We start from the raw sequence: 23,661 nt of genomic DNA, 5'->3' as shown, positions 1-23,661 counted from the left end.
GTGAGGGATTTTTATGGAAAGTCGTAGTTTCCAAATAACCGTAAATGACATTACAATCGAAGCAAAAGATGGGCAATTTATTTTAGAGGCAGCTTTAGAAAGCAATATTTATATTCCCGGTATTTGTTCGTCACAACCAGATCTAGGTATAGGAACTATTCAAACTTGTGACACATGCTTTGTAGAAGTCGATGGGCAATTAAGACGAGCATGTGCGACAAAAGCGGAACCCGATATGGTTGTAAACTCTGTTTCAGAAACAGCAAAAGAAGCACAGTTAGAGGGTATGTCACGTATTCTGAAGGACCATGAGCTTTATTGTACTGTTTGTGACAATAACAATGGAAATTGTGTGGTACATAATACTGCAGAATACTTAGAACTAGAGCACCAAAAATACGAATTTACACCCAAACCGTATCCTCCAGATAATTCACATCCATTTTATCGATATGAGCCTGATCAATGTATCAAATGTGGGTTGTGCGTGGAGGCATGTCAGGACTTGCAAGTAAGTGAAGTGCTTAGCATTGATTGGGATCGGGAACACCCAAGGGTCATTTGGGATAATGATGTGCCAATTAATGAATCTTCTTGTGTATCATGTGGACATTGTGTTTCCGTATGTCCTTGTAACGCTCTAATGGAAAAATCCATGCTCGGTGAAGCTGGGTACATGACGGGAATACCAAATAATATCCTTGAACCAATGATTGATCTAACAAAAGAAGTGGAACCAGGATATAAGGAAATCTTCACCATCTCCAATGTTGAAGCGGCGATGCGTGAAGATCGGATTAAGAAGACAAAAACGGTTTGTACCTATTGTGGGGTAGGTTGTAGTTTTGAAGTATGGACAAAAGGTAGAGATATTCTTAAAGTTCAACCTCAGAGTGATGCACCGGTTAACGGTATTTCTACTTGTGTCAAAGGGAAATTCGGTTGGGATTTTGTGAATAGTGAGGAGCGCCTTACCAAACCATTGATTCGTAAAGGAGATAAATTTCACGAGGCAACCTGGGAAGAAGCGCTGAGCTTAATGGCTGAGAAGTTTATGGAAATTAAAGAAAAAGAAGGTGGCGACAAGCTTGGTTTTATTGCATCTTCTAAATGTACAAACGAGGAAAATTTCCTATTCCAAAAACTAGCTCGTTCCATTTTTCAATCTAATAATGTTGATAATTGCTCGAGATACTGTCAAACTCCTGCATCAGCTGGACTTATGCGCACAGTTGGTATTGGTGGGGATTCTGGAACAATCAAGGACATCGCGGCAGCTGATTTAGTAATGGTTGTTGGTGCAAATCCTTCCGAATCCCATCCCGTATTGGCAACAAGGGTGAAACGGGCACATAAATTACATGGTCAGAAACTGATCGTATCAGATTTGCGGAAGAATGAACTGGCTGATAGAGCTGATTTATACATTCATCCAAAACCAGGAACAGACTTAGTATGGCTGTCCGCTGTTACGAAGTATATTCTTGATCAAGGATGGGAAGATGAAGCGTTTTTACAAAAACGTGTTAATCAAGTAGAGGAGTATAAACAATCATTAGAAAAATTTACGCTTGATTATGCGGAAAAAGTGACAGGTATCTCGAAAGATACATTAATACAAGTAGCGGAAATGATACACGAATCAAACGGTACATGTATCCTTTGGGCTATGGGTGTTACACAACACCTTGGTGGTACAGACACAAGTACCGCAATTGCTAACCTTTTATTGGTCACAGGAAATTTTGGTAAACCTGCAGCAGGTGCTTATCCGCTCCGTGGTCACAATAATGTACAAGGAGCAAGTGATTTTGGAACGATGCCAAACTGGCTGCCAGGATATGAACCGATTGAAAATGATTTAGTACGTGGACGCTATGAAAAAGCATGGGGAATAAAGCTGCCTAAAAATCCTGGTCTGGATAACCACCAAATCGTGGATGGTATTATGGATGGCAACATAAAAGGCATGTACTTATTCGGTGAAGAAATGGCATTGGTTGATTCCAATATTAATTTCGTACATGAAGCATTTGAAAAACTGGAATTCTTTGTGGTGCAAGATATTTTCTTCTCTAAAACGGCCCAATTCGCAGATATTGTTTTACCAGCTGCTCCTAGTTTGGAAAAGGAAGGTACTTTTGTAAACACAGAAAGAAGAATCCAACGCTTTTACCAAGTATTAGAACCATTAGGTGATTGTAAACCAGACTGGCAAATCTTCCAGGAATTTGCAAATAAATGTGGAGCTGACTGGAAGTATGAACACCCATCTGAAATTATGGCGGAAGTAGCTAAATTAGCTCCTATTTTCGCAGGTGTAAGCTATGATCTTCTTGAAGGGTGGGATAGCCAAATTTGGCCTGTTAAACCAAACGGAGAAAGCACACCATTGCTATATGAAGAAGAATTTAAATCTAAAGATGGTAAAGCAAAATTATTCCCAGTTGATTGGACTCCACCAATGGAGTTTGGGAAAGAATTTGATCTTCACCTAAACAATGGACGACTTTTGGAACAATTTCATGAAGGCAATATGACTAATAAATCAGCCGGAATTAATCAGATGGTTTCCGAGCCATGGCTTGAGGTTTCAAAAGAACTAGCAGAAGAAAGAAATGTCGAGACCGGTTCACTCGTCCGTCTCATTTCCCCTTATGGAAAGGTGAAAGTGCGTGTATTGGTATCTGAAAGAGTAACGGGTAATGAACTGTACCTGCCTATGAATACCGTGGAATACGAAAAAGCAGTAAATGCGTTAACAAGCAGTTACTATGACAAAGACACACATACACCAAATTATAAAGAGGCACAAGTAAGAATGGAAGTGCTCGAGAAAACAGGCGAATCTCCATTGCCAAAAAATAATCACCGTTTCGGTAATCCACAACCACATATCGGTGTAGAAGTCGAGAAAAAATGGAGAAGAGATGATTTTACGCCGATACCTGAAGTGATAAGAAGAGAGGGTGGTTTACGTGGCAAGGGCAATAAGGCAAATTGAGAAAAAACAACTTAGTGAAGAGGAAGAACGTGCACAAGACCTGCAAGCAATTATTAAACAAATTGCGGAAAACCGTGAAGCTATTGAAGATACCCTTATTATATTAAAAGAACTCCATGATTTTGGAGTTCTTGATATGCTTAAAGGTTTGCTGAGAACAAGAGAAAAAGTAGGTGCAATTGCCGTTGAACAACTGAACCAAACTGGGATGCACAATATTATCAAAAATGGGATGAGCACCATTCAATTGCTTTCCGATATGGATTCCGATCAAATAAAAACAATATTTAATGGGGTAAATAAAGGATTAGAAAGAATGGCAGAAACATCCAATTACAATGAAAATATTGGATTATGGAACCTCTATAAGTCAACAAAAGATATTGAAGTAAGAAATTCTCTTAATGCGATGATTCAATTTTTAAGTGGTATGGGTGAAGGATTGTCTCAAAAACATACTTCTTAAGTGAAGGTGATGAAAATGATAACACACAAACTTTCTATTCCAGGTCTAAAAAAGGAAGATGAAGGGAAAGTAAGCGATGCCTTGCATGACGTGTGGGGAGTTCGCAATATTAAAATTAATACGCAAACCAATGAAGCGATTATTTCTTATGATGAGGACGCAGGATCACTAATGGATTTCGAACAAGCAGTAAAAGACTTAGGTTATGAAGTAAATAAACTGGAGGATGACATGTAAAAGTGTATGTTCAAATAGGAGGATAAAAAGACCGAGAAGTTCGAGGCGGTGAAGTTTTGAGTACCGGGCTACCACAGGATGTGGTGACTTCGATGTTCGACACAGGACGTGTCGGTTTTTAGTCGAAGGTCCTTGTTCTCGACGTGTCATTTTTACCGGACTTTTTGAACAACCTCTAAAAGGGAGGTTTTTCATTTGCCTAGAATTTGTGAAGTATGTGGCAGGGAAGAGGAAACCGAAAAAGAACAGCGCCCATATAGAATATTAGACGTTTGTTCGGATTGCGCGGATAACCTTATCCACCCTACTTCGTTGCAAACTGATGAAAACCCAGGTATAGAATAAACCTGGGTTTTTTGATGTTTTAAGCAAGCGTTCTCAGATCCCTTTAGTAGTTCTCCTATGTGTTTAAACCTTTTCACGAATATATGCTAAATAATATAATCCACCTACGAAAAAAGCTCCTCCAACAGCATTTCCAAGAAAAACAGCTACGAAATTTATCAAATACTCTCCCCAGGTAAAATACCCGGCAAAGATAGCGGCTGGGATAACAAACATATTTGCAACAACGTGCTGAAACCCGATTGCTACAAAGGCCATAATTGGAAACCAAATACCAAGGATTTTGCCTGTAACATCATCGGCTGCGTAGCAAAGCCATACTGCTAAACAAACCAGCCAATTAGCACCAATACCGGATAGAAACGCAAGCATAAATGGATCCGCTATTTTTGCCTCAGCAATGGCAACGGTCGCTTCTAGATAAGGGCCAGTTTCTGTTAAGCCTAGAAGATGACCAAAGAAATATGCAACAAATATAGAACCAATAAAATTAGTAATAGCCACAATGGTCCAGTTCTTAATTAAGTATGTTGTTTTAATTTTACCTGCAAATCTTGCTGTTGTTACAGCCATCATGTTTCCTGTTAATAGCTCTCCACCGGCCAATAGTACAAAAATAAGACCCACAGGGAAGACAGATGCTCCAATAAATGATCCCATTGATCCCCAAATTTCCACTGGAAGATTACCTGTAACCCGAATATCTAACAAAAAACCAAAAGCGACAAATGCTCCTGCTAAAAATCCCAATATGGATTGAGTTAAAATCGGCAAATTTGCCTTTTTTGCACCGTGTTCAACAGCAAGTCTAGCCGTTTTCTTTGGGGGATTAAATGCCATTTATATCACCTATCCTCTTCTTTTAATAGCAGAGATAATCTTATTATTTTCAAGGCTAGGCTAATCATACATAAGTTAAAACCCCAGAAATTATGATTATTGAACTGAAAGGGAATTTTACACGCCATAGGCTATATAGTTAAAGCTGAATGGACAAATTGAGCAGTTTAATATAAGAAGTATTTTCAATACGAATCAATAATTGTACAATTGATATTGTTGTGATGGTTTTGTTTCTTCGCTCAGAAATTAACTATTGACCTTGGAGTTTTCTCCAATGTTATTATTTTTATGGGAGGATTGCTGCTATGCAAATTAAAGACTTTGCTGCAAAATACCATATTCAACCGGATACTGTTCGTTACTATGAGAAGGAAAATATTTTAGTTCCGAAAAGGCGGGAAAATGGTTACCGGGAATATGATGTAGCCTGCGAGAAACAGTTACAATTTATTATTGTATTAAAGCAATTAGGTTTTACCATTAAAGAGATTCAACAAGTACTTCTGTTAAGAGATCAACCAATTTCAATCGAATGCAACGTTTCTACCGTCTCGTTATTAGATGAAAAAATGATTAACCTTGAAGAAAAGATTCGGTTCTATCAGCAAGCATTAAAAGTAGTGCATCGAATTAAGGAATTAATCAACGAAGGAAAATACGAAAGAAACAAAGAAGTTATTGAAGAATTATTGTTTGGATTTTTCAATAATATTCAATCGGGGGGATTTAATGACTAATCAGCGAATGGTTCGAATAGAAAATGGAATTGCTTTTGTATTCTCATTTTACATGTATGTTTTGCTGGATTTTCCAATATGGTTATTTTTTGTGCTGTTATTTGTTCCCGATATTACAATGATTGGATATGCATGGAACAATAAAGTAGGTGCAACCGTTTATAACATTGGTCATAGTTTTATATTGCCTTTATTATTTATTTTTTGCTCGGTCATTTTCGCAAAAGATTTCTTGCTTTTATTATCTATCATTTGGTTTGCACATATCTTTATGGATCGATTATTCAGCTATGGATTAAAGTATTCCGATGAATTTAAGCATACACATATACAAGAGATTTAAGGATATTTATGTATAAAAAAGACGGAGCTTGGTGAAAAGTATATAATCAAAAGATAAATCTAAATGAAGTCGTTTATGCAAATTGCTCCAGAAAGTTTAGGTCTTTTCTTTCCTTTCTCACAAAGTCATATCACGAAAGAGCTGACAGTTGCAGTTATGCAGATAGGAAAGTTCTATACTTTCCTATCTGCCAAGCAAGGTAAGGAATGTGGGTTATATGCCATGGAACTTCCGCTCGAGCACTGCCTGAAAAAGTTCATTTTATAAGTTATTTTCATGTTTTCTTATGTCAGCAGCTTGAGAAGCTACTTTTTATACAACATGAAAAATCAATTCAAGCTTTCCTCTGTTTCTTTAACTGGAAACCAACCTTGAACCTCTAAAATTAATTTCCACAATGGTGTTGGGATGACTGCGTTTTGTTGATCATTTTCTGTTAGGTGATGAATAATCGTGTCTTCTTGATCAGCATTTGCTTTCTCAACCCAATGTGGGTCAACGACAATAGCTCGTCCAAGTGCGACAAATTCTGTCTTTCCTTTTTCTAACACACGTGCAGCATCATCCGGTGTATGCACATTGCCGACACCGATTACTGGCACACGCCCGTCAACATATTCAGCAATTAACTCGGTACGGGATTTATCGCTAACAATGCCTCGGCGGGATTTTGCCCATGCATTCGTCGTTGCAATATGCAAATAATCAATGTCTGCCTGAATTAAGTCATCCATTAAAGCAAATGTTTCCTTCATCGTGATTCCTGGTGTTTCTGGCTCTTCCGGTGAAAAACGATAACCGATTAGGAATGGTTTTGTTGCATGTTTTTGGACGACTTGTTTTACTTCTTCGATTAATTTTAATGCGAATAGGTGACGATCCTCAAATTCATCTGTTCTTAAGTTAGAATGCGGTGAAACGAATTGTTGGAGTAAGTAACCTGTTGCCCCATGCAGCTCAACACCATCAAATCCAGCCTCAATTGCACGGCGTGTTGCCTCACCAAAATCTGTGATAATTCCATAAACTTCTTCTGTTGTTAATGCTCGAGGTGCTTGATCGATACTATAAAATCCGCGATCTCCAAGAGGCGGAACTGCACTAGCACTAACGGTTTCACCATTTGGAGTAAGTCGAGGTACTGCTAAACGGCCTCCATGATAAAGTTGAACAATCCCTTTTGCTCCACCGGCATGGATAACTTCAGCAAGCTTCGTAAGACCATCAATTGTCCCATCGTGATCGATACTCATTTGGCCATCAAAGCCCTTACCATTTTTGGAAATATAGGCACAAGCAGTAATGATTGTACCTATCCCATTTGCGCGTTCTTTATAATAATCAAGTCTTCTTGTGAAACATAGTCATTGCTATCTGCAGAAAAAGTCGTCATTGGTGCCATCGTCAACCGATTCCGTACATGGACACCATTTTTAAATGTAAAGTCTTGAAATAAGTGCTGAACATTGCTTTTCATGTTATTCCTCCGTTATATAAATTAATGTATATTATCTAAAGCCTCTAATTCTTGTGTGATTGCTTTACTACCGACATTTAGTTTTAAAGCAATTTGTTTGACACTGCTACGTGATAGTTGATCTGTTGGTGCCGCAATAGCTAATGCAGCAATGACTTTCTTATTGCGAAAAACTGGTACAGCAACGCAACGGAGACCAACAGCTCGTTCTTCGTCATCAAAAGCGTATCCATCTTCATGTATCACCTTTAAATGATAACGAAATAATTGGGAGTCTTGAAACGTATTGACTGTGGCAGGATCCAGTGCCATTTTATCGAGTAGGGGAGTTAATCTAGCATCATCTAAATGTGCTAAAATGACTTTGCCTAAAGCAGATAGATGTAATTTAGAGCGGTTACCCATTTCTTCGTCTGCTGATTGCTGGAAAGGAGCGTGTAATACCTGGGTCATAACTAAGTCAGTACCATCTACTTTTCCTAAATAGGTGCTCATTTGCAGGTTTTCTGCTGCTTGGTAGATGGAACGTAAAGATGTCCAGCCCTTTGAGGAGCGTTTTTCAGATTCATCAAGGAAAACCTTTGGATTAAAGAAATACGATGTTTGAATTTTATAGATATACTTCATTTCTTCTAAGGTCGTTAATAATCGGAATGCTGTAGACTTACTTAAATGAAGCTCCTTCATCACCTCTGCTAAAGTAATTCCCTCATTTTGTTTAACCAGTTCTAATACGAGAAGTCCTTTTCTTAATGTAGAAACTTGATTTTGTGCCATTTTTATCACCCCGTCTTCTGTAGTATAGGTGTTTGGATAGTTTACTACAAAATAATCATAGTGAGTTTCATTATTTGAAACTTTACCAAGAATATTTGTAGTTTTTACATGTAGAAATTATGCTATAGCTACTCAAATACAAGGAGGGAAAAACATGAATTATACAAAGCTAAAGAAATCAAATTTGGAAATATCGGCGATTGGACTTGGTACAAATGCTGTTGGTGGTCATAATCTATTCCAAAATTTAAATGAACAAGATGGAAAAGATTTAGTAAGAGAAGCACTTAACCTTGGGGTAACATTTATTGATACTGCTGACATTTACGGTCTTGGCCGTTCGGAAGAATTAGTTGGTGAAGCATTAAAAGAATTTAAACGTGATGATTTTGTTATTGCAACAAAGGGAGCACAAAACTTTACGAATTTAGATGATGTGAAAACAGATAATCGTCCTGAATATTTAAGGGAAGCAGTTGAGAAAAGTTTACAAAGGCTGCAATTAGACTATGTAGACTTATATTATTTGCACTTCCCAGATAATAAAACGCCTTTTACCGAATCAATTGGTGAGTTAGCGCGTCTAAAGGAAGAAGGAAAAATTCGGTCGATTGGGGTTTCAAATCTATCTATTGAGCAGTTAAAAGAAGCGAATGCACATGGTGACATTTCTGTCTTGCAATCACCATACAATATGCTGGATCGATCTGCTGAGGAAGCATTATTGCCATACACAAGAGAAAATAATATTTCATTTATTCCATATGGTCCATTAGCATTTGGATTACTAGGCGGAGGATTTACAAAGGAGACTAAATTAGATGCGGGTGATTGGCGCCAGTCTGTTCCATTGTTCCAAGGAGAGCAGTATATTCAAACGCTTGATAAAGTAGATGAATTAAACAAGTTTGCTGTACGTAAGGATACGAACTTGCCTAATTTAGCACTAGCATGGCTGCTTGCTCAGGAAGGCGTAGATGCAGTAATTCCAGGTGGAAAACGCAAAGAGAGAATTCGCGAAAATGTTAAAGCAAGTGACATTCGATTATCGAAAGAAGAGTTACAAGCAATCGATGAAATTTTAAATAAAAATGAGTAAAGATAAAAAGGGTTGTCCTCCAAAATCAGCCAACATGATTTTGGAGGACAACCCTTCCTCATTATTAAGTGGATTTCCAATCTGTCATATCTCAGATTCGGATTGAAACCAATCTTGTGACCAGCTCTCGATCGTTCGCAATATTGGCTCCATTGAACGCCCTTTTTCTGTTAAAGAGTATTCAATAATCACTGGTGTATCTGGTATAACTTCACGTTTCACGATATCTTGCTTTTCTAAATCCTTTAAACGGTCGGATAATACTTTTCCACTTATGCCGATAGCTGATTGGATTTCACTAAAACGTTGTGTTCCTAGTAATAATTGATAAACTACTAATGCCGTCCACCTTTGACTTAACAGTGAGATGGCTTTTTCAAACTTTGGACAGATTGTTGGTTGTGCCAATTATATTCACCTCGCTTACTTTAAGTATAACATAAAAATTCACCTTGTTATAAAAATAAAATTTATTACTTGACAATATGTAGTTCTAATTATAAACTTGGTTACATAAAGTAATCTAATGAAAAAGATGTTAAAAATGAATAAAATACAATGTTTAATTCTAAAAAACTGCTGAAGAATTAGGCTTATTTAGCAATCAAACTATCTAATTGAATAAAAAAAACGAGGAGGATGATTATGGGGTTCCATACTAAACCAACGACATTCGTTGGCCATGTCAACATAAAGGTAGAAAATTTAGCAAGGTCTTTACAGTACTATCAAGAAATAATTGGTTTCGATATATTAGAACAAACAGCTAATACAGCAAGATTAACAACAGACGGGAAGACGAGCATCTTATCATTAACGCAACCAAAAGATGTTATTCCAAAACAAGGAAGAACGACTGGGTTGTATCATTTTGCCCTGCTATTGCCTGAGAAAAAAGATTTGGCTAATATTGTTGTGCATTTTTCAGAAAAAGGTATTCGTTTTGGTTCCTCAGACCACCTTGTAAGCGAAGCACTTTATTTACATGACCCTGATGGAAACGAAATTGAAATCTATATTGATCGTAATCCATCAGAGTGGAGTTGGACTGATGAAGAAGTTGCAATGGCAGTTGACCCATTGGATTTTGAAAGGTTACTAAAGAATCGTGTACCAGGTGAAACATGGGAAGGACTGCCTGAAGACACACTAATGGGGCATATCCATTTACATGTTTCTGAATTAGAAAAAACAGAGGAATTTTATGTGAAAGGTCTTGGATTTGATGTTGTGAATCGTTATGGAAGACAGGCGCTATTCCTATCAAAAGACAACTATCATCATCATATTGGAGTCAATACATGGAATGGAGTTGGAGCACCGAAGCCAGCTGAAAACAGTGTAGGTATGGAATCCTATACACTTGTTTTACCGAATGAAGAAGCGATCAAGGAAACAGTCGCTAACTTGAAAAAAATCGGCGTTTCGGTAACTGAAGAAGCAGGAAGAAGAATGACGTATGATCCGTCCGGAAATCGGATTGAGTTAACGATCTAAGAGGTGGAAGAAGCATTGTCAACATTAAAAGAAAATGGGATTGAAATAGGGATTTACACACTTGCGGATATAGGACCAGATCCCATAACTGGAAAAACAATCAGCATGAAACAGCGAATAGATGAAATTATTAAAGCGGCAAAGCTGACAGAAGAAGCCGGTCTGGATATATTTGGGATAGGGGAGCATCATCGCTTAGATTATGCGGTTTCCTCACCAGCTGTGGTATTAGCTGCTATTGCTAATGCGACAAATCAGATTCGATTAACGAGCGCTACCAGTGTTATCAGCACACTTGACCCTGTTCGCTTATTTGAAGACTTTGCTACATTGGATTTAATTTCAAATGGACGTGCAGAAATTTTAGCTGGACGAGGAGCTTTTATCGAATCTTTTCCATTATTTGGTTATGATACAAATGATTATAATGAACTGTTTAGCGAGCATATGGATTTACTTTTAAAGCTCAATGAAAATGAAATCGTTTCGTGGAATGGAAAGTTTCGTTCAGCATTAAAAAATGCGGAAATTTCACCACGTCCTGTACAAAGGAAATTGCCAATCTGGATTGGAGTTGGCGGGACACCGGAAAGTGCTGCTCGTGCGGGGAGACTCGGTGTAGGTATGGCGATCGCGATATTGGGTGGCGATCCAATGCGTTTTAAGCCGTTGGTTGATATCTATCGCAAGGCAGGATTGGAGGCGGGACATTCTCCAGATACATTAACAGTTGGTGTGACAGGGCATACTTACCTTGCTGAAACAACAGAAGAAGCCAGGGATGAGTTTTATCCGTATTACGCCAACTACTGGAATTATGTTAATCGTCAGCGTGGCATGGGAACACGAATGTCTAGAAGTGACTTTGAACAGGTTGCCAGTCCCGAAACAGCATTATTTGTTGGAAGTCCAGAACTGGTTGTTGAGAAAATCCTCAGGCAGCATGAGTTATACGGACACACACGTTTTCTGGCGCAAATCGATATTGGTGGACTGCCGTTTGAAAAAGTACAGAAAAATATAGAGTTACTTGCAACGGAGGTTGTTCCAAGGTTAACGAAAGCGATGAGTCAAGGTAAATAAATTATGTATAGCGTGGTTACGATAAAATTCATTCAACTGAAATTGGAGGAATAAAAATGAATATTGCAGTTATCGGTGCTAGTGGAAAAGCCGGGAAATTAATTTTAAATGAGGCGATGGATCGTGGACATCAAGTTACGGCTATCGTAAGAGATGCTTCAAAGCTAGCCGTTAAAAATATTACCATCATCGAAAAAAATATTTTTGATCTGAACACAGAAGACCTTCATAAATTTGATGTAATTGTAAATGCATTCGGTGCCCCACTTGGTGAAGAGCAAGCACATGTTGATGCTGGACATCACCTAATCAAGCTGCTGCATGAAACAAACGCTAGATTAATCGTTGTCGGAGGAGCTGGGAGTCTTTATGCTGATGAAAACAAAACAATCCGCATAATCGATACGCCAGATTTTCCAGATGTATTTAAACCAACTGCAAATGGGCAGGCACGAAATTTAAAAGAATTACAGGAGACAGATAAATTAGCATGGACGTTTGTCAGCCCTTCCGCTATATTTGATGCAGAGGGAGAACGAACAGGTTCCTACAAAACAGGAAAAGATGTCTTGCTTCTTAATGAAGCAGGTCAAAGCTATATTAGCTATGCAGATTTTGCTATTGCAATTGTCGATGAAATGGAAGATGCAAAACACGTAAATGAAAGATTTACGGTTGTAAGTGAATAATTGATAAATGATTAAAAAGCTGGAGCCATATGGTTCCAGCTTTTTAATTGCTTAATCAAATAAGTAGTAATTAACTCTTTGTACAGCGGAACGAGCTTTAAGCCGTCACCTAAAATTTGAGTAAATTTGTATTGATTTTTACTCGTTTTGATCAGTGAAAAGGAATACAATATAAATAAGAGTTTCTTTTTCTGATAGAATAATATTGTTACTTGCCCTAAAATATATAAACGATTTTGAATAGATATAACAGAAATACACGAATACGGGGACGGGAAGAAGATCCGGAAACTATAAAGATAAAAATAAAATTCAGGTGGGAGTAATGTGAGAGAGATTAGCTTAATAAATTGGTTGTTAGAAGTTGATGTAAATCAGACAAAAGAATTATATAGGGAAAATGTAGAGGTTTGCGAATGTTTATACTGCGAAAACTATATGGTTATGTGCAAACATTTAGATTCTACTATCATTGACATTTTTAACCTACTGGGAATTCAACCATCCATGCCAAACAATTTATCGGAATTCGGAAAAATGGAAGATGGGCTGCACTTATATATGGGGAATTATCCTATAGTTGGCAGACTAGTAGAGGGCGAATATTGTACAGATTCTTCATGGGATGATACAACTACCACTACAATTAAAAACTTCACATTTGGATTTGGTAAGGGTTCACTTTTATTAAAAGATAGTTCGACTCATCCGTTCATACAATTAGAATTTGAAGCTCGAATTCCTTGGGGGTTACACGAAGAACCGGAGGATTGATTTTACGAGGGTATTATTTGCGATAGTAATAATTGAGGGTTCAGAAATCTTTTTAGTTAAAAGAGGAGAATTATTCAATGGACAATTACTGATTTTACTATCGTATATCCTAAAAGACTTTAAAAAAGACCTACTATAAAAGGAGTGAACACGTGAAAAATCATCTTTTACTAGGAGCGGGTGTGATGGTGATTGCTCTTGTTATAATGGCAGTAATCTATCATCAGAGTTCAAATCGAGTCTCGCTCCCACAATCAGCTCTGGTAAATAATTCGCAGGAAAACAGCTTAGATGAAATAGAACAAGCGCAACCAGAGCAATTACAACCTGTTACCGTTGACGATGCTGTTACGTATTCTTTACAAAATGATCAGCTTAACCTTCGTTTTAATGATGGCGAGGATTGGATTGAGGTTCCGGTTGAGAAGGACCAGCTATTTACTGGTGAGTATAATGGGAGCGAGCAGGAGCTAATTGATAATAGCTATGTTCTGACGGAAGAGCGAGTTGGTTTTCTCTATTCGGAAGGAACCGATTGGGAAGCACAACAAATTGTTTTTCTATTTTCTGAAGATCAGGGTGAAACGTGGGAGAAATCTGTTGTAACTGAACCATTTTCGGTAATGCGTTTTAGAAAAGTAGATTTTTTAAACGATCGTTTTGGGTATGCGATTATCTCTGGTGGTCGAACCATGTCTCAAGAATATTCCGCAGCCTTTCTAACACATGACGGAGGAAAGAGCTGGGAAGAAACAACCTATACAGAAGTGACAAGACTTATTTCGGATGGTGGCTTTGTGGATGAAACTACAGGTTTCCTGTCCTATGGAACGATTAATCCGGTAGAACCGATGCTTTATGTTACTGAGGATGGGGGAAATACGTGGAATCAGGCATCCATTATTATGCCAGAGGAATATCATGAGGTCTTTGTAATCGCAGAAATTCCAGTAAAAGAGGGAGAGCGGCTGAAGATGTTGATAAATCAAGGGCCAACCGGAGATTATGCAGGCGGACTTGTCAAAGGGGAATTTATCTCAACGGATAACGGTCAAACATGGGATTTTTCAAAGGAGGTTCCGCCAGATGAAGCAGAACACGAGTAAATGGAAAAAAGTTATGGGATGGATGTTATTTCTCGTAGCAATTGGCTTTTTCTGTATGCAAATAGGATACCTTGTCCTTCACGAAAGATTCCAAGTAGAGTATGTGGATAATCGGTTATTTTATATCATAAATATCGTTTGTTTGGTTTGTCTAACGTTAGCGATCTTACTGCTTCTTCAATCAACTAGGAAATTTATAATGATTATCTCCAGCATTTCGGCACTTCTTATTATCGGGCATGTTTTTCTGCTGATTAGCAGCAACAATGAGATTAAAAATATCACAAGCATATCGCCTGATTGGAAGCATGTTCTTTCCATTAAAGAGAATATGGAAAGTGGTGAAGCTATTTATTATCGATCCTATTATGGTATTCTTGCTCGTCCAAAGGAAGTATTGCCAGAACAGACAATAGGTGAATATCAAGTTGAATGGTTAGCGGAAGATGTTGGAGCAGTTACGTATAAAGCAGCAAATAATACAACGCAGCAGTTCATTGCTACTTATGGAGATCGTGGAAGTGGCATTTCCTATTATTATGTTGGAGCACAAACACATGGCAACTGGCAAGGCGATAACGTTGAGCTGGTTAGCGGTCCCGAGGGAATTACTGTGACCGAGAATGGAGAAGCAGAAATATTCCAATGGGATGATATACATCAGTTTGGGACACTTGCCATTGTTTTAAAAAAGAATGGTGAAGCAGCATGGACGATCGCATTACATGAAAATTTTCAAGTAGATACAGGAACAATAGAAGCGAACGATGGCAATATTCTTTTATACAAAGCAACTATGGAGAATGCTGAGCCAATCGTATTATCAAGATCCTAATTAGATAGTTATTCTCCTAATGAAATATGAATTACAACAATTGATTAAGCGAGGGGATGACGTAAATATCGTACAAATAATATTGCTTATGTTGTTGCAAAACATGGTGTGGTAGGTATGACAAATGTATCTGCACTAGAAAATGGGGATTAAAATATCAGCGTTAACTCTGTAGCGCCAGAAGCAATTAATACACCTGTTAAGAGGTGCTATAGAGGAAACCGGTCAAACAGAAGAGGAATTTGCGCTTTAGCTTAGTCTTTTAGGGCAATTCGGTCAACCAGTGGAAATTGCACAAGCAAGTCTATAGTTAGCTTCTGATCAGTCTTCTTAACTGGAACCGTTATTCATGCAGATACTGGTTACACATGCCGTTAAATCAATAAAGAGATCCCCGTACCTAGGAAAGGTACGGGGATCACGTTTACTTATAGCTGCAAAAAGTCATTTAAGAATATAACATTTCTTTATCTCGAACAGGCTGATTAGAAATTTTGTTTAAAATGTAATGATAATAATCAGCTTTAATGCTTGCGATTTCACCTGTGCCAAATTCTACACCTGGTGCAGAGTTTACTTCAAATAAGAAAAGCTCTCCCTGCTTATCAATTCCAATGTCAATACCCATGGAAGTAGCTTGCTTCGATAATTTCTCAATTTTATATGGCAGCGTCTTTCCTATCCGTTTAATTGAATCTCGGATTGCTTTCCAGTTCTCCCCGTAGTTTGCTTTTAAGAAGGGTGTTAACGTACTGACACTACCACCCTGCGCTACATTCGAAACGACCTTTTGGTTCGTTCCGATCCTAACGAGGTAAATAGGGACACTCCACTCGCCGTTTCCATTCTTTTCAAGTCGAATTCTGCAATCAAAAGGATCACCAGCTTCTGATTTGGACTCTATATATTTTTGAAACAAATAGATTTTTGGGTTAATCTGGTTCTCAAAAAAATCTTTTAGTTCCGTTAAAGAAATATTTCTTTCCTGATTTTCATAGCTCAGTATATAGCTGTCATCTTTCATAGAAATCAGAAATATACCCTCGCCCTTTTGTCCATTTCGAGGTTTTGCTATAATTTCTTTATGTTCATTTAAGAAGCTATAAAACGCTTCGAAATGTTGAACAGTTTGGGAAGGAATGAGTAAGTGTTTAAATTCTCCATCATCTCCCAACATTTTATATACCTTTTCTTTCGAGCCAAATTTACCATAGCTAGATAGAATGCTTCTTTCCTTTAAAAATTTCATTTCTTCTTTATATTTATAGCAATAGCTGCTTAAATCAATAAATGGAGGGATAGAAATATCTTTATTTACCCACTTGTTATGCTTTAGTATTTTTCCGTGAATAATTTCCTCTTCCATATTAATCTCGGTTGGATGACAATAAATTAAGTCAATACCATAATATTTAGCAGCTTTTGATAGTAGTCTTGCGAATTTTGCTGGTTTTCTACGATTACGCATAAAGCAAATTTCCAACGTCACACACTTCCTCTCTCTTAAGGAAATTCCAGTTTGAAATGAATGATACACTATATACTACCCTAAATTGCAACCATGACAAACAGGTATAAGTTAACAATGTGATGAAAATTATTGCAAGTTAATGATGGATGTTTCAATGGTATAACAGAATAGGAAGAGTTAGGAATGGGAGGAAATATATGGTCAGTAACAAATGGAATTTAGAATTTAAAGCGTTTTTAATAAAAAAATAAATTTAGTAACTTGACAGATGGGATATAACATGATAAACGTGTAGAGGATAATCTTTAATGGCAAGATTATATGGTTGTCGCAATATCGAAACCTAATTATATTAAATAAAGTAGGTTTCAATTAAAATTAAGTGAAGTTACTGTAAATATATTGTAAGATTAGCTTGAGTGTTAAAATAAGGTAAATACAATGCACTGCCGATTAATTTAGTTGGTTTAGAGGAGGAATTGGACATGTCAGAAGAGAATAAAACAGCAAATGTTGATAAGAAGGTAAGCGAAGGGGATAAAATCCAAATCGTAAAAGGTGAACAAAAGGGAAAAACCGGAGAGGTCCTCATGATTCGTGAAAACTCTGTAATCGTTAAAATTGGTGATCATAAAGGAACTGGAGAACCAATTAAAACAGTTGTAAACCATAAAAATTATAAACGGATGAAATAAGTATTGGTTGAAAAATATTCTAATAACTAAAGATTAACTGAAAGTGGATCGTAATAAATACAACGATCCACTTTCAGTTAATGCGCCCGCTTAGAGGGAAAGAGCCCTATTTCCAATTGAATCCCCTTGGATAATTTTTACAAACCTTGTCGAAGCAGGAGAAAGTGGAACACTCTTTAAGAAACAGATTCCAATACTTCTTTTCGGTATCTCTTCTTCTAATTTCACTTCATATAATAAACCGCTATTCAAATAACTAAAGGAAAATTCTCTTGTTACACATGCGATCCCTAAATTTATTTTGGCGAATTCCAATAACAAATTATACGAGCCTAATTCCATTTCAGGAGCGATTGTTATTCCTTTTGATTTCAACTGATTTTCTACATATCTTCTTGAATTAGACTTTGGTTCGAGAAATATTAAAGGGAGCTTTACTAATTCTTTGAAGCTCAAGGGCTTGGATAAAATATATTTAAACTTTTCCCCGCAAACAAAGATGTCATGGGTATCCATACAAGGGATTTGCTCAAATGTTGGATCGTTCAGCGGGAAATTACAAAGAATAATGTCGACTTCTCCTGACTTTAAAGCTGAAGAAAGCTCTAAAGTCGTTCCGTTAACAATATGAAATTTAATTTTAGGATACTTATGACGAAAATCTTCTAAATATGGAAGTAAGAAATGCTGGGAAATTGTATCCCCCACTCCGATCTTTAACTCTCCTGTTGTTAAATTTTTAAATTCTAATATTTTTTCCTCTCCAGCATCAATTAAATTAATTGCGGAATTTGCGTATTCGAATAAAAGCTCGCCTTCAAGTGTCAATGTTACGCCTTTGGGTGTTCTCTTGAAAAGTCGGGTATCCAAATCTCTTTCTAACTGCATAATTGCCTGACTTACAGCTGGCTGTGTCATATAAAGACTTTCAGCTGCCTTCGAGAAACTATTCGTTTTTCCTACTTTGCAAAATATCTTATATAAATCTAATTTGCTAGCCATATAAGTGCTCCTTATATCTGATATTAGTTATATTCATTTTACTTATATCATTAATACCATGTATATTACAAGTAAAGAGATACATAATGACATTAACATTGAAGGAGCGATTCGATTGGAAAGAGTAGTTGGAACTGTAGTTAGAGGTCTTCGCTGTCCGATTATCAATCAAGGTGATCAAATAGAGGAAATCGTTGTTGATAGTGTGTTACATGCTGCAGAAACAGAAAAAATTCAAATTAATGATAAAGATATAGTTGCTTTGACAGAATCAATTGTTGCTCGTGCACAAGGAAACTACGCTACAATTGAAGCCATAGCGAACGATGTCCACGCGAAATTTGGAGATGATACTGTGGGTGTTATCTTCCCAATCCTAAGTAGAAATCGCTTTGCAAATATTCTTCGCGGAATTGCAAAAGGTGCAAAAAAGATTGTGTTAATGCTCAGCTATCCGTCAGATGAGGTTGGGAATCACTTAGTGAGTATTGATATGCTTGATGAAAAAGGAGTTAATCCTTGGACAGATGTTTTAACAGAAAAACAATTCCGTGATTACTTTGGATATTTGAAGCATACATTTACTGGTGTAGATTATATTGAGTATTATAAATCACTTATTGAGGAATTTGGGGTTGAATGTGAGGTTATCTTTTCGAACAATCCGAAGTCAATTCTAGATTATACAAAGAGTGTGCTTGCTTGTGATATTCATACGAGATTCAGAACGAAAAGAATTTTGGAAGCAAATGGTGGGGAGAAGGTTTATAGCCTTGATAATATCCTGGCAGAGCCAATTGATGGCAGTGGATATAATGAGGAATATGGACTGTTGGGTTCAAACAAATCAACAGAAGATAAGGTAAAGCTTTTCCCGCGTAATTGCCAGCCGACAGTGGACAGAATTCAAAGTATGCTGCAAGAGAAAACAGGAAAAAATGTGGAAGTAATGATTTATGGAGACGGAGCATTTAAAGATCCTGTAGGTAAAATTTGGGAACTCGCAGATCCAGTAGTATCTCCTGCTTTTACAGCTGGACTTGAGGGAACACCGAATGAAGTAAAATTAAAATATCTTGCAGATAATAATTTTTCCGATTTGAAAGGCGAGGAACTGCAGCAAGCAATCTCAAAATTTATTAATGAAAAAGATGAGGATCTTGTTGGAGCGATGGAAGCACAAGGGACAACTCCGAGAAAGCTTACGGACTTAATTGGTTCTCTTGCTGACTTGACTTCAGGAAGTGGCGACAAAGGTACGCCGATTGTCTTTATCCAAGGATATTTTGATAATTATACGAAATAGGGATTTTAGTAAGCAATGCTGGTTATTTTCTGGCATTGCTTGTTTTAGTTTGAACATCATTTAAAGTAGATTCGCGGAACTTTTATAATACAATTCGGGGAAGGTTGTTAATGCAAGACGTATATGGCATGATAAGAGCATATATAATGGATGGAGGAAGCATGTGATGAATGAAGTACCAAACTGTCCGAAGTGTAATTCGGAGTATACATATGAAGATGGAAATCTATTTATATGTCCAGAGTGTGTGCATGAATGGACTATAGAATCAGGTAAGGAAAACAATGAAGATGAGCATGTGATTCGAGATGTAAACGGAAATGTCCTAAAAGACGGGGATACAATCACTGTAATTAAAGATTTGAAAATAAAGGGAAGTTCATCTGTTGTAAAGGTAGGGACGAAAGTGAAGAATATTCGATTAGTTGATGGCGATCATGATATTGACTGTAAAATCGATGGCTTTGGAGCAATGAAGCTGAAATCTGAATTTGTTAAAAAAGTTTAGATGTTTAGGCTTTGAAAAAGGCATGATGTTTAAAATAAATTGCTTATATGAAGATAAAAAGGACTTAGCTTTTACTGCTAGATTCAAGCATTGAGTCAAGTCCTTTTACCAGGTTTTTCATGATCGATGCTAGCATCGTTGATATAGATGTCGTTGCACAGATAAGGGTGCTTTTCTTTTATAACACCTATTGACAGAAAAGTCTATGTAAATGGAAAATTTTACTTAAAACTACCTCTTATGCTGTTTTGTGTAAATTGACATATATATAATTCATCTATATAATAAACTCGTAAATATGCGAAAGAGGTTCTTAGCTTTAACCCTCTATAAAAAACTAAGGAAAGTGATGCGATTAAAGTCGTGTGCCTTAGGGGTACACGGCTTTTTTTGGTAGGTCTGCAAGGTAGATTTTTATCTGAAAACAAATAAGTGGAGGGAATTACATGAAGGAACAAGATTTGTCAGGATTGACTTTACTAGGAAACCAAGGAACATCCTATGTATATGAATATAATCCAGAAGTGCTGGAGGCATTTGAAAATAACCATCAAGATCGGGATTATTTTGTAAAATTAAATTTTCCAGAGTTTACGACGTTATGTCCGATGACAGGGCAACCTGATTTTGCAACGATTTATATTAGTTACATACCTGATGTAAAAATGGTAGAGAGTAAATCGCTCAAACTGTATTTATTCAGCTATCGCAACCATGGCGGATTTCATGAGGATAGTGTAAATGTTATAATGAACGATTTAATTAAGCTAATGGATCCGCGATATATTGAAGTATGGGGGAAGTTCACGCCGCGTGGTGGTATTTCCATTGACCCGTATTGCAACTATGGTAAACCTGGAACGAAATATGAACAAATGGCAGAGCACCGGATGATGAACCATGATATGTATCCTGAAAAGGTTGATAATCGTTAAAATTAGGTAGGATCTAGGATTGTCATTAAATATATTCAATGCTTTGTTAAGATAGTATGGGGGATTCGTCAAATCGAAGAGTGATGACGAATCCCTTATTTGTTTGCGTTTATTTAACTTAATCTTAGGATAAGGGTTTTCATTAAAAGTTTCTATTTTCTTGACGATCTACCTTTTGAAGCTGCTGCCTTAAATTATGCAGCAATTCCTGTGTTTGTTGAAATTGAGGGTTCTGCAGGGCTTGCTCTCCGTATTGGTTCTGTGCTTGCTGCAATACATCTTCAGCCCGCTGCAGCTGCTCAGTAGCTTGTTCGTATTGCTGATGGTCTACGCTTGCATGATCTTTTGCTGATTGGATCGATTCCATGGACTGGTGGACAAGTTGAGTAGCTTGTTGAATCTGGTCGTGTGGGTTATGTTGAACCATAAAAAAGCCTCCATTCTTTTGTTTAAAAGTACCATAAACTTGGTTAAACCATTGTTGTTATATTTCCAAAGAAAGTTTGTATTATGTATGGAAGACAGTTAAAAAGGTGGACGTTAGGGATAAATAATTTAAATGAGAAGAGCAATCATTATCTGTATTTCGATTATCCAATTAAAAAATAATGAACATCCCCATCTGCCCTAGACTTTTATGTTAAAATGGTATATAGTTACTTAGGTAACTTTTTAGGAGGGGTTTGAATTGTCCCAGCGATTTTTTCAATTAAACATGCAATTTACAAGAACGTTTAGGAAAAAATTGAATGAGCATCTAGTTGAAGTAGGTTTATATTATTCCCAATGGAGCATTGTTTATTATTTAAAGCAGTGCGGATCGGCTACTCTTGTAGAGATAACGAATTATTTGGATGTTGAGAAGCCGACGATATCTCGTACTGTCAAACGGCTGGAGGAACAACAATTAATTGAACGTCTTCCAAGTGAGGATAAGCGAGAGCGGAAGATGCAATTGACAAAAAAAGGCTTGGAAATGTATGAAAAAGCTTATGATGTTGTCAATAAATTTGAACAATCATTACTAGCAGAAATTCCTGAAACAGAAATGGAAGCTTCGTTTCGAACAATTCAGCAACTAAGAGATAAACTTAAGTAAGGAGAGTAAGTATCAGTATGAGTCAAAAACCTAAATTATGGACGAAGGACTTTATTATGGTCGCGACATCCAATTTTTTGTTATTTATTTCGTTTTATATGTTAATTGTAACGTTAGCTATTTATGCTGTAGATCAATTCGATGCCTCCCAAAGTCAGGCAGGGCTTGCATCGAGTATTTTTGTGCTTGGAGCAGTGCTTGTCCGTCCAATTGCCGGAAGAATTATAGATAAGGTAGGCAAAAAGAAATTGCTGCTCTTTGGGCTCGCTTTATTTTTGGTCTTTATGCTATTTTATTTCCCAGTCAATAATTTGGCTGCATTATTAGTCATTCGTTTTATTCATGGTTTTGCTTTTGGAATTAGTACGACAGCTACGAGTACAATTGCGGCAGATATTATCCCAATTGTAAGGCGTGGTGAAGGAATGGGGTACTTTGCAACAAGTACAAATTTAGCCATGGCAATCGGTCCATTCCTAGGATTGTATATTAGTCAACACTTTAACAATCCGATGATTTTTATCGCTACTACTGTCTTCGCAGCTGTTGCATTGATTGCAACAGTTTTCTTACGTGTACCAAAGGTAGATATTGTGAATGAACCGACCCCAACGCGAAAAGGATTTCATATTAATGATTTCTTTGAAAAAACAACTATTCCAATCGCGATTCTTGTAGCTACTGTAGGTTTTGTTTATTCTAGTATTTTATCCTTTTTCTCTGCATATGCAGCGGAAATCAACTTGGTAGATGCGGCTAGCTTTTTCTTTATCATGTATGCAATTTTTCTGGTAGCTTCTAGACCTTTTACTGGCCGATTATTTGATGCAAAAGGCGAGAACAGCGTAGTATATCCATCGCTTTTACTATTTGCTGTGGGATTAGTTATTTTAAGTCAAGCAAGTGTTGGAATCAGTTTACTTTTAGCTGGAGCGGTAATCGGAGTCGGTTTCGGAACTTTCCAATCAAGTGCTCAAACGATTGCTGTCAATCAGGCTCCAAGGCAACGAATTGGACTTGCAACATCTACATTCTTTGTGTTCTTTGATTTCGGTATCGGTGTCGGACCTTTCTTGTTAGGGTTTGTTTTACCTCTTATCGGATTTAGAGGATTATATATTGCAATGGCGGTTATTGTTCTATTAAGTGTAGGAATTTACTATATCGTTCATGGAAAAAAAGCAGCAGAGCAAAGACGAATCAATATGGACAGTACGGAAATGAAAATATCTTAACGGGCGGGGAGGAAACTCTTCGCTTTTTTCTTTATTTTTACAGTAGAGTTGTAGTATTCTATCAACCTCTTTTAAAACGTGGAGTTGATAACATTTTT

General features: G+C 37.1%; 28 protein-coding genes and 1 riboswitch. Of the genes, 20 read left to right on the top strand and 8 right to left on the bottom strand.

All coding sequences use genetic code 11. The features are described from left to right. Nucleotides 1-13: 13 nt before the first annotated feature. The 4 genes from fdhF (at nucleotide 14) to D1B32_RS23920 (ending at nucleotide 4,052) form a co-directional block, all read left to right on the top strand. Nucleotides 14-3,004, top strand: a complete 2,991-nt coding sequence (fdhF, locus tag D1B32_RS21835) for a formate dehydrogenase subunit alpha (RefSeq protein ID WP_095313790.1) — start codon at nucleotides 14-16, stop codon at nucleotides 3,002-3,004. Then, on the top strand, nucleotides 2,979-3,470 hold the full coding sequence (locus D1B32_RS21830; protein WP_095313788.1) for a helical membrane plugin domain-containing protein: 492 nt from the start codon (nucleotides 2,979-2,981) through the stop codon (nucleotides 3,468-3,470). The genes fdhF and D1B32_RS21830 overlap by 26 nt, the downstream gene beginning before the upstream one ends. A gap of 15 nt (nucleotides 3,471-3,485) precedes the next feature. Next, on the top strand, nucleotides 3,486-3,707 hold the full coding sequence (locus D1B32_RS21825) for a heavy-metal-associated domain-containing protein (RefSeq protein ID WP_187393190.1): 222 nt from the start codon (nucleotides 3,486-3,488) through the stop codon (nucleotides 3,705-3,707). Nucleotides 3,708-3,902: 195 nt separating this feature from the next. Beyond that, entirely contained in the window at nucleotides 3,903-4,052 is a 150-nt protein-coding gene (locus D1B32_RS23920) for a hypothetical protein (protein WP_158586313.1), read from the top strand. Nucleotides 4,053-4,115: 63 nt separating this feature from the next. On the opposite strand, the gene D1B32_RS21820 is transcribed toward D1B32_RS23920, so the two are convergent. After that, entirely contained in the window at nucleotides 4,116-4,892 is a 777-nt protein-coding gene (locus D1B32_RS21820; RefSeq protein ID WP_095313783.1) for a formate/nitrite transporter family protein, read from the bottom strand. Nucleotides 4,893-5,200: 308 nt separating this feature from the next. On the opposite strand from D1B32_RS21820, the gene D1B32_RS21815 reads away from it, so the two are divergent. The 3 genes from D1B32_RS21815 to D1B32_RS21805 all read left to right on the top strand — a co-directional run bounded on the left by D1B32_RS21815 (nucleotide 5,201) and on the right by D1B32_RS21805 (nucleotide 6,242). Next, nucleotides 5,201-5,632 carry a MerR family transcriptional regulator gene (locus D1B32_RS21815; protein ID WP_095313781.1) on the top strand — a complete coding sequence of 144 codons (432 nt, stop codon included), beginning with the start codon at nucleotides 5,201-5,203 and terminating at the stop codon, nucleotides 5,630-5,632. Further along, the gene (locus D1B32_RS21810) at nucleotides 5,625-5,975 is read left to right on the top strand and encodes a DUF4260 domain-containing protein (protein WP_095313780.1); all 351 of its coding nucleotides are present in this window, start codon (nucleotides 5,625-5,627) and stop codon (nucleotides 5,973-5,975) included. Before D1B32_RS21815 ends, D1B32_RS21810 begins: the two co-directional genes overlap by 8 nt. Before the next feature lie 63 nt (nucleotides 5,976-6,038). Then, the gene (locus D1B32_RS21805; protein ID WP_095313778.1) at nucleotides 6,039-6,242 is read left to right on the top strand and encodes a hypothetical protein; all 204 of its coding nucleotides are present in this window, start codon (nucleotides 6,039-6,041) and stop codon (nucleotides 6,240-6,242) included. Between the two features lie 62 nt (nucleotides 6,243-6,304). Here D1B32_RS21805 and D1B32_RS21800 read toward each other — a convergent pair whose 3' ends face one another. From D1B32_RS21800 to D1B32_RS21795, 3 genes are read right to left on the bottom strand one after another with little or no spacing between them, the layout of a single operon-like run. Continuing rightward, on the bottom strand, nucleotides 6,305-7,279 hold the full coding sequence (locus D1B32_RS21800; protein WP_316246674.1) for an oxidoreductase: 975 nt from the start codon (nucleotides 7,277-7,279) through the stop codon (nucleotides 6,305-6,307). An 8-nt stretch (nucleotides 7,280-7,287) separates the two neighbouring features. Then, nucleotides 7,288-7,452, bottom strand: a complete 165-nt coding sequence (locus D1B32_RS24535) for a hypothetical protein (RefSeq protein WP_316246673.1) — start codon at nucleotides 7,450-7,452, stop codon at nucleotides 7,288-7,290. A gap of 21 nt (nucleotides 7,453-7,473) precedes the next feature. Continuing rightward, nucleotides 7,474-8,229, bottom strand: a complete 756-nt coding sequence (locus tag D1B32_RS21795) for an IclR family transcriptional regulator (protein ID WP_095313777.1) — start codon at nucleotides 8,227-8,229, stop codon at nucleotides 7,474-7,476. Nucleotides 8,230-8,383: 154 nt separating this feature from the next. Here D1B32_RS21795 and D1B32_RS21790 point away from each other — a divergent pair, with 154 nt between their 5' ends. Further along, nucleotides 8,384-9,328 (top strand): aldo/keto reductase, encoded by a 945-nt coding sequence (locus D1B32_RS21790; RefSeq protein ID WP_095313776.1) that lies wholly within the window; start codon nucleotides 8,384-8,386, stop codon nucleotides 9,326-9,328. Between the two features lie 84 nt (nucleotides 9,329-9,412). Here the strand turns inward: D1B32_RS21790 and D1B32_RS21785 are convergent, their stop codons facing one another. After that, nucleotides 9,413-9,736: a winged helix-turn-helix transcriptional regulator gene (locus tag D1B32_RS21785; RefSeq protein ID WP_095313774.1), complete on the bottom strand. Its 324-nt coding sequence runs from the start codon at nucleotides 9,734-9,736 to the stop codon at nucleotides 9,413-9,415. 237 nt (nucleotides 9,737-9,973) lie between these two features. Between D1B32_RS21785 and D1B32_RS21780 the strand changes: the two genes are divergently transcribed. From D1B32_RS21780 to D1B32_RS21755, 6 genes are all read left to right on the top strand, one after another. Beyond that, a complete protein-coding gene (locus tag D1B32_RS21780; RefSeq protein ID WP_095313773.1) occupies nucleotides 9,974-10,825 on the top strand; it encodes a VOC family protein in 852 nt (283 codons plus the stop codon). A gap of 15 nt (nucleotides 10,826-10,840) precedes the next feature. Next, nucleotides 10,841-11,908, top strand: coding sequence for an LLM class flavin-dependent oxidoreductase (locus D1B32_RS21775; RefSeq protein ID WP_095313771.1), 1,068 nt, complete (start codon nucleotides 10,841-10,843; stop codon nucleotides 11,906-11,908). A gap of 56 nt (nucleotides 11,909-11,964) precedes the next feature. After that, on the top strand, nucleotides 11,965-12,597 hold the full coding sequence (locus tag D1B32_RS21770) for an NAD(P)-dependent oxidoreductase (RefSeq protein WP_095313770.1): 633 nt from the start codon (nucleotides 11,965-11,967) through the stop codon (nucleotides 12,595-12,597). 327 nt (nucleotides 12,598-12,924) lie between these two features. Next, the gene (locus D1B32_RS21765; RefSeq protein ID WP_095313768.1) at nucleotides 12,925-13,371 is read left to right on the top strand and encodes a hypothetical protein; all 447 of its coding nucleotides are present in this window, start codon (nucleotides 12,925-12,927) and stop codon (nucleotides 13,369-13,371) included. Nucleotides 13,372-13,523: 152 nt separating this feature from the next. Next, nucleotides 13,524-14,477: a WD40/YVTN/BNR-like repeat-containing protein gene (locus tag D1B32_RS21760; protein ID WP_095313766.1), complete on the top strand. Its 954-nt coding sequence runs from the start codon at nucleotides 13,524-13,526 to the stop codon at nucleotides 14,475-14,477. Then, nucleotides 14,458-15,312, top strand: coding sequence for a hypothetical protein (locus tag D1B32_RS21755; RefSeq protein WP_095313765.1), 855 nt, complete (start codon nucleotides 14,458-14,460; stop codon nucleotides 15,310-15,312). The genes D1B32_RS21760 and D1B32_RS21755 overlap by 20 nt, the downstream gene beginning before the upstream one ends. A 448-nt stretch (nucleotides 15,313-15,760) precedes the next feature. On the opposite strand, the gene D1B32_RS21750 is transcribed toward D1B32_RS21755, so the two are convergent. Beyond that, nucleotides 15,761-16,780, bottom strand: a complete 1,020-nt coding sequence (locus tag D1B32_RS21750) for a YheC/YheD family protein (RefSeq protein WP_240033872.1) — start codon at nucleotides 16,778-16,780, stop codon at nucleotides 15,761-15,763. Between the two features lie 488 nt (nucleotides 16,781-17,268). Here D1B32_RS21750 and D1B32_RS21745 point away from each other — a divergent pair, with 488 nt between their 5' ends. Next, nucleotides 17,269-17,478 (top strand): DUF2187 family protein, encoded by a 210-nt coding sequence (locus D1B32_RS21745; RefSeq protein WP_095313761.1) that lies wholly within the window; start codon nucleotides 17,269-17,271, stop codon nucleotides 17,476-17,478. Nucleotides 17,479-17,568: 90 nt separating this feature from the next. Here D1B32_RS21745 and D1B32_RS21740 read toward each other — a convergent pair whose 3' ends face one another. Beyond that, nucleotides 17,569-18,480, bottom strand: a complete 912-nt coding sequence (locus D1B32_RS21740) for a LysR family transcriptional regulator (RefSeq protein WP_095313759.1) — start codon at nucleotides 18,478-18,480, stop codon at nucleotides 17,569-17,571. Between the two features lie 115 nt (nucleotides 18,481-18,595). On the opposite strand from D1B32_RS21740, the gene D1B32_RS21735 reads away from it, so the two are divergent. From D1B32_RS21735 to queF, 3 genes are all read left to right on the top strand, one after another. Beyond that, on the top strand, nucleotides 18,596-19,786 hold the full coding sequence (locus D1B32_RS21735; protein WP_095313757.1) for a coenzyme F420-0:L-glutamate ligase: 1,191 nt from the start codon (nucleotides 18,596-18,598) through the stop codon (nucleotides 19,784-19,786). A gap of 166 nt (nucleotides 19,787-19,952) precedes the next feature. Continuing rightward, nucleotides 19,953-20,294, top strand: coding sequence for a zinc ribbon domain-containing protein YjdM (locus D1B32_RS21730; protein WP_095313755.1), 342 nt, complete (start codon nucleotides 19,953-19,955; stop codon nucleotides 20,292-20,294). 300 nt (nucleotides 20,295-20,594) lie between these two features. After that, a riboswitch (PreQ1 riboswitch) is annotated at nucleotides 20,595-20,641 on the top strand. A 99-nt stretch (nucleotides 20,642-20,740) separates the two neighbouring features. Further along, nucleotides 20,741-21,229 (top strand): preQ(1) synthase, encoded by a 489-nt coding sequence (gene queF / locus D1B32_RS21725; protein WP_095313753.1) that lies wholly within the window; start codon nucleotides 20,741-20,743, stop codon nucleotides 21,227-21,229. A 142-nt stretch (nucleotides 21,230-21,371) separates the two neighbouring features. On the opposite strand, the gene D1B32_RS21720 is transcribed toward queF, so the two are convergent. Continuing rightward, entirely contained in the window at nucleotides 21,372-21,656 is a 285-nt protein-coding gene (locus tag D1B32_RS21720) for a hypothetical protein (RefSeq protein ID WP_095313751.1), read from the bottom strand. A gap of 261 nt (nucleotides 21,657-21,917) precedes the next feature. Between D1B32_RS21720 and D1B32_RS21715 the strand changes: the two genes are divergently transcribed. Continuing rightward, nucleotides 21,918-22,328, top strand: a complete 411-nt coding sequence (locus D1B32_RS21715) for a MarR family winged helix-turn-helix transcriptional regulator (protein WP_095313749.1) — start codon at nucleotides 21,918-21,920, stop codon at nucleotides 22,326-22,328. A 17-nt stretch (nucleotides 22,329-22,345) separates the two neighbouring features. After that, nucleotides 22,346-23,563 (top strand): MFS transporter, encoded by a 1,218-nt coding sequence (locus tag D1B32_RS21710; protein WP_095313747.1) that lies wholly within the window; start codon nucleotides 22,346-22,348, stop codon nucleotides 23,561-23,563. The last annotated feature ends 98 nt before the right edge of the window (nucleotides 23,564-23,661 follow it).

It is taken from the genome of Oceanobacillus profundus (assembly GCF_003515705.1).
Lineage (GTDB): Bacteria > Bacillota > Bacilli > Bacillales > Amphibacillaceae > Oceanobacillus > Oceanobacillus profundus.
This window is presented reverse-complemented; position numbering and strand designations above follow the sequence as displayed.

What these genes read in the sequence shown, in the direction of transcription:
- fdhF (WP_095313790.1), top strand. Translation starts at nt 14, where the DNA reads ATGGAAAGTCGTAGTTTCCAAATAACCGTAAATGACATTACAATCGAA.
- D1B32_RS21825 (WP_187393190.1), top strand. Translation starts at nt 3,486, where the DNA reads ATGATAACACACAAACTTTCTATTCCAGGTCTAAAAAAGGAAGATGAA.
- D1B32_RS21820 (WP_095313783.1), bottom strand. Translation starts at nt 4,892, where the DNA reads ATGGCATTTAATCCCCCAAAGAAAACGGCTAGACTTGCTGTTGAACAC.
- D1B32_RS21815 (WP_095313781.1), top strand. Translation starts at nt 5,201, where the DNA reads ATGCAAATTAAAGACTTTGCTGCAAAATACCATATTCAACCGGATACT.
- D1B32_RS21810 (WP_095313780.1), top strand. Translation starts at nt 5,625, where the DNA reads ATGACTAATCAGCGAATGGTTCGAATAGAAAATGGAATTGCTTTTGTA.
- D1B32_RS21805 (WP_095313778.1), top strand. Translation starts at nt 6,039, where the DNA reads ATGAAGTCGTTTATGCAAATTGCTCCAGAAAGTTTAGGTCTTTTCTTT.
- D1B32_RS24535 (WP_316246673.1), bottom strand. Translation starts at nt 7,452, where the DNA reads ATGAAAAGCAATGTTCAGCACTTATTTCAAGACTTTACATTTAAAAAT.
- D1B32_RS21795 (WP_095313777.1), bottom strand. Translation starts at nt 8,229, where the DNA reads ATGGCACAAAATCAAGTTTCTACATTAAGAAAAGGACTTCTCGTATTA.
- D1B32_RS21790 (WP_095313776.1), top strand. Translation starts at nt 8,384, where the DNA reads ATGAATTATACAAAGCTAAAGAAATCAAATTTGGAAATATCGGCGATT.
- D1B32_RS21780 (WP_095313773.1), top strand. Translation starts at nt 9,974, where the DNA reads ATGGGGTTCCATACTAAACCAACGACATTCGTTGGCCATGTCAACATA.
- D1B32_RS21770 (WP_095313770.1), top strand. Translation starts at nt 11,965, where the DNA reads ATGAATATTGCAGTTATCGGTGCTAGTGGAAAAGCCGGGAAATTAATT.
- D1B32_RS21755 (WP_095313765.1), top strand. Translation starts at nt 14,458, where the DNA reads ATGAAGCAGAACACGAGTAAATGGAAAAAAGTTATGGGATGGATGTTA.
- D1B32_RS21750 (WP_240033872.1), bottom strand. Translation starts at nt 16,780, where the DNA reads ATGCGTAATCGTAGAAAACCAGCAAAATTCGCAAGACTACTATCAAAA.
- D1B32_RS21745 (WP_095313761.1), top strand. Translation starts at nt 17,269, where the DNA reads ATGTCAGAAGAGAATAAAACAGCAAATGTTGATAAGAAGGTAAGCGAA.
- D1B32_RS21740 (WP_095313759.1), bottom strand. Translation starts at nt 18,480, where the DNA reads ATGGCTAGCAAATTAGATTTATATAAGATATTTTGCAAAGTAGGAAAA.
- D1B32_RS21730 (WP_095313755.1), top strand. Translation starts at nt 19,953, where the DNA reads ATGAATGAAGTACCAAACTGTCCGAAGTGTAATTCGGAGTATACATAT.
- queF (WP_095313753.1), top strand. Translation starts at nt 20,741, where the DNA reads ATGAAGGAACAAGATTTGTCAGGATTGACTTTACTAGGAAACCAAGGA.
- D1B32_RS21720 (WP_095313751.1), bottom strand. Translation starts at nt 21,656, where the DNA reads ATGGTTCAACATAACCCACACGACCAGATTCAACAAGCTACTCAACTT.
- D1B32_RS21710 (WP_095313747.1), top strand. Translation starts at nt 22,346, where the DNA reads ATGAGTCAAAAACCTAAATTATGGACGAAGGACTTTATTATGGTCGCG.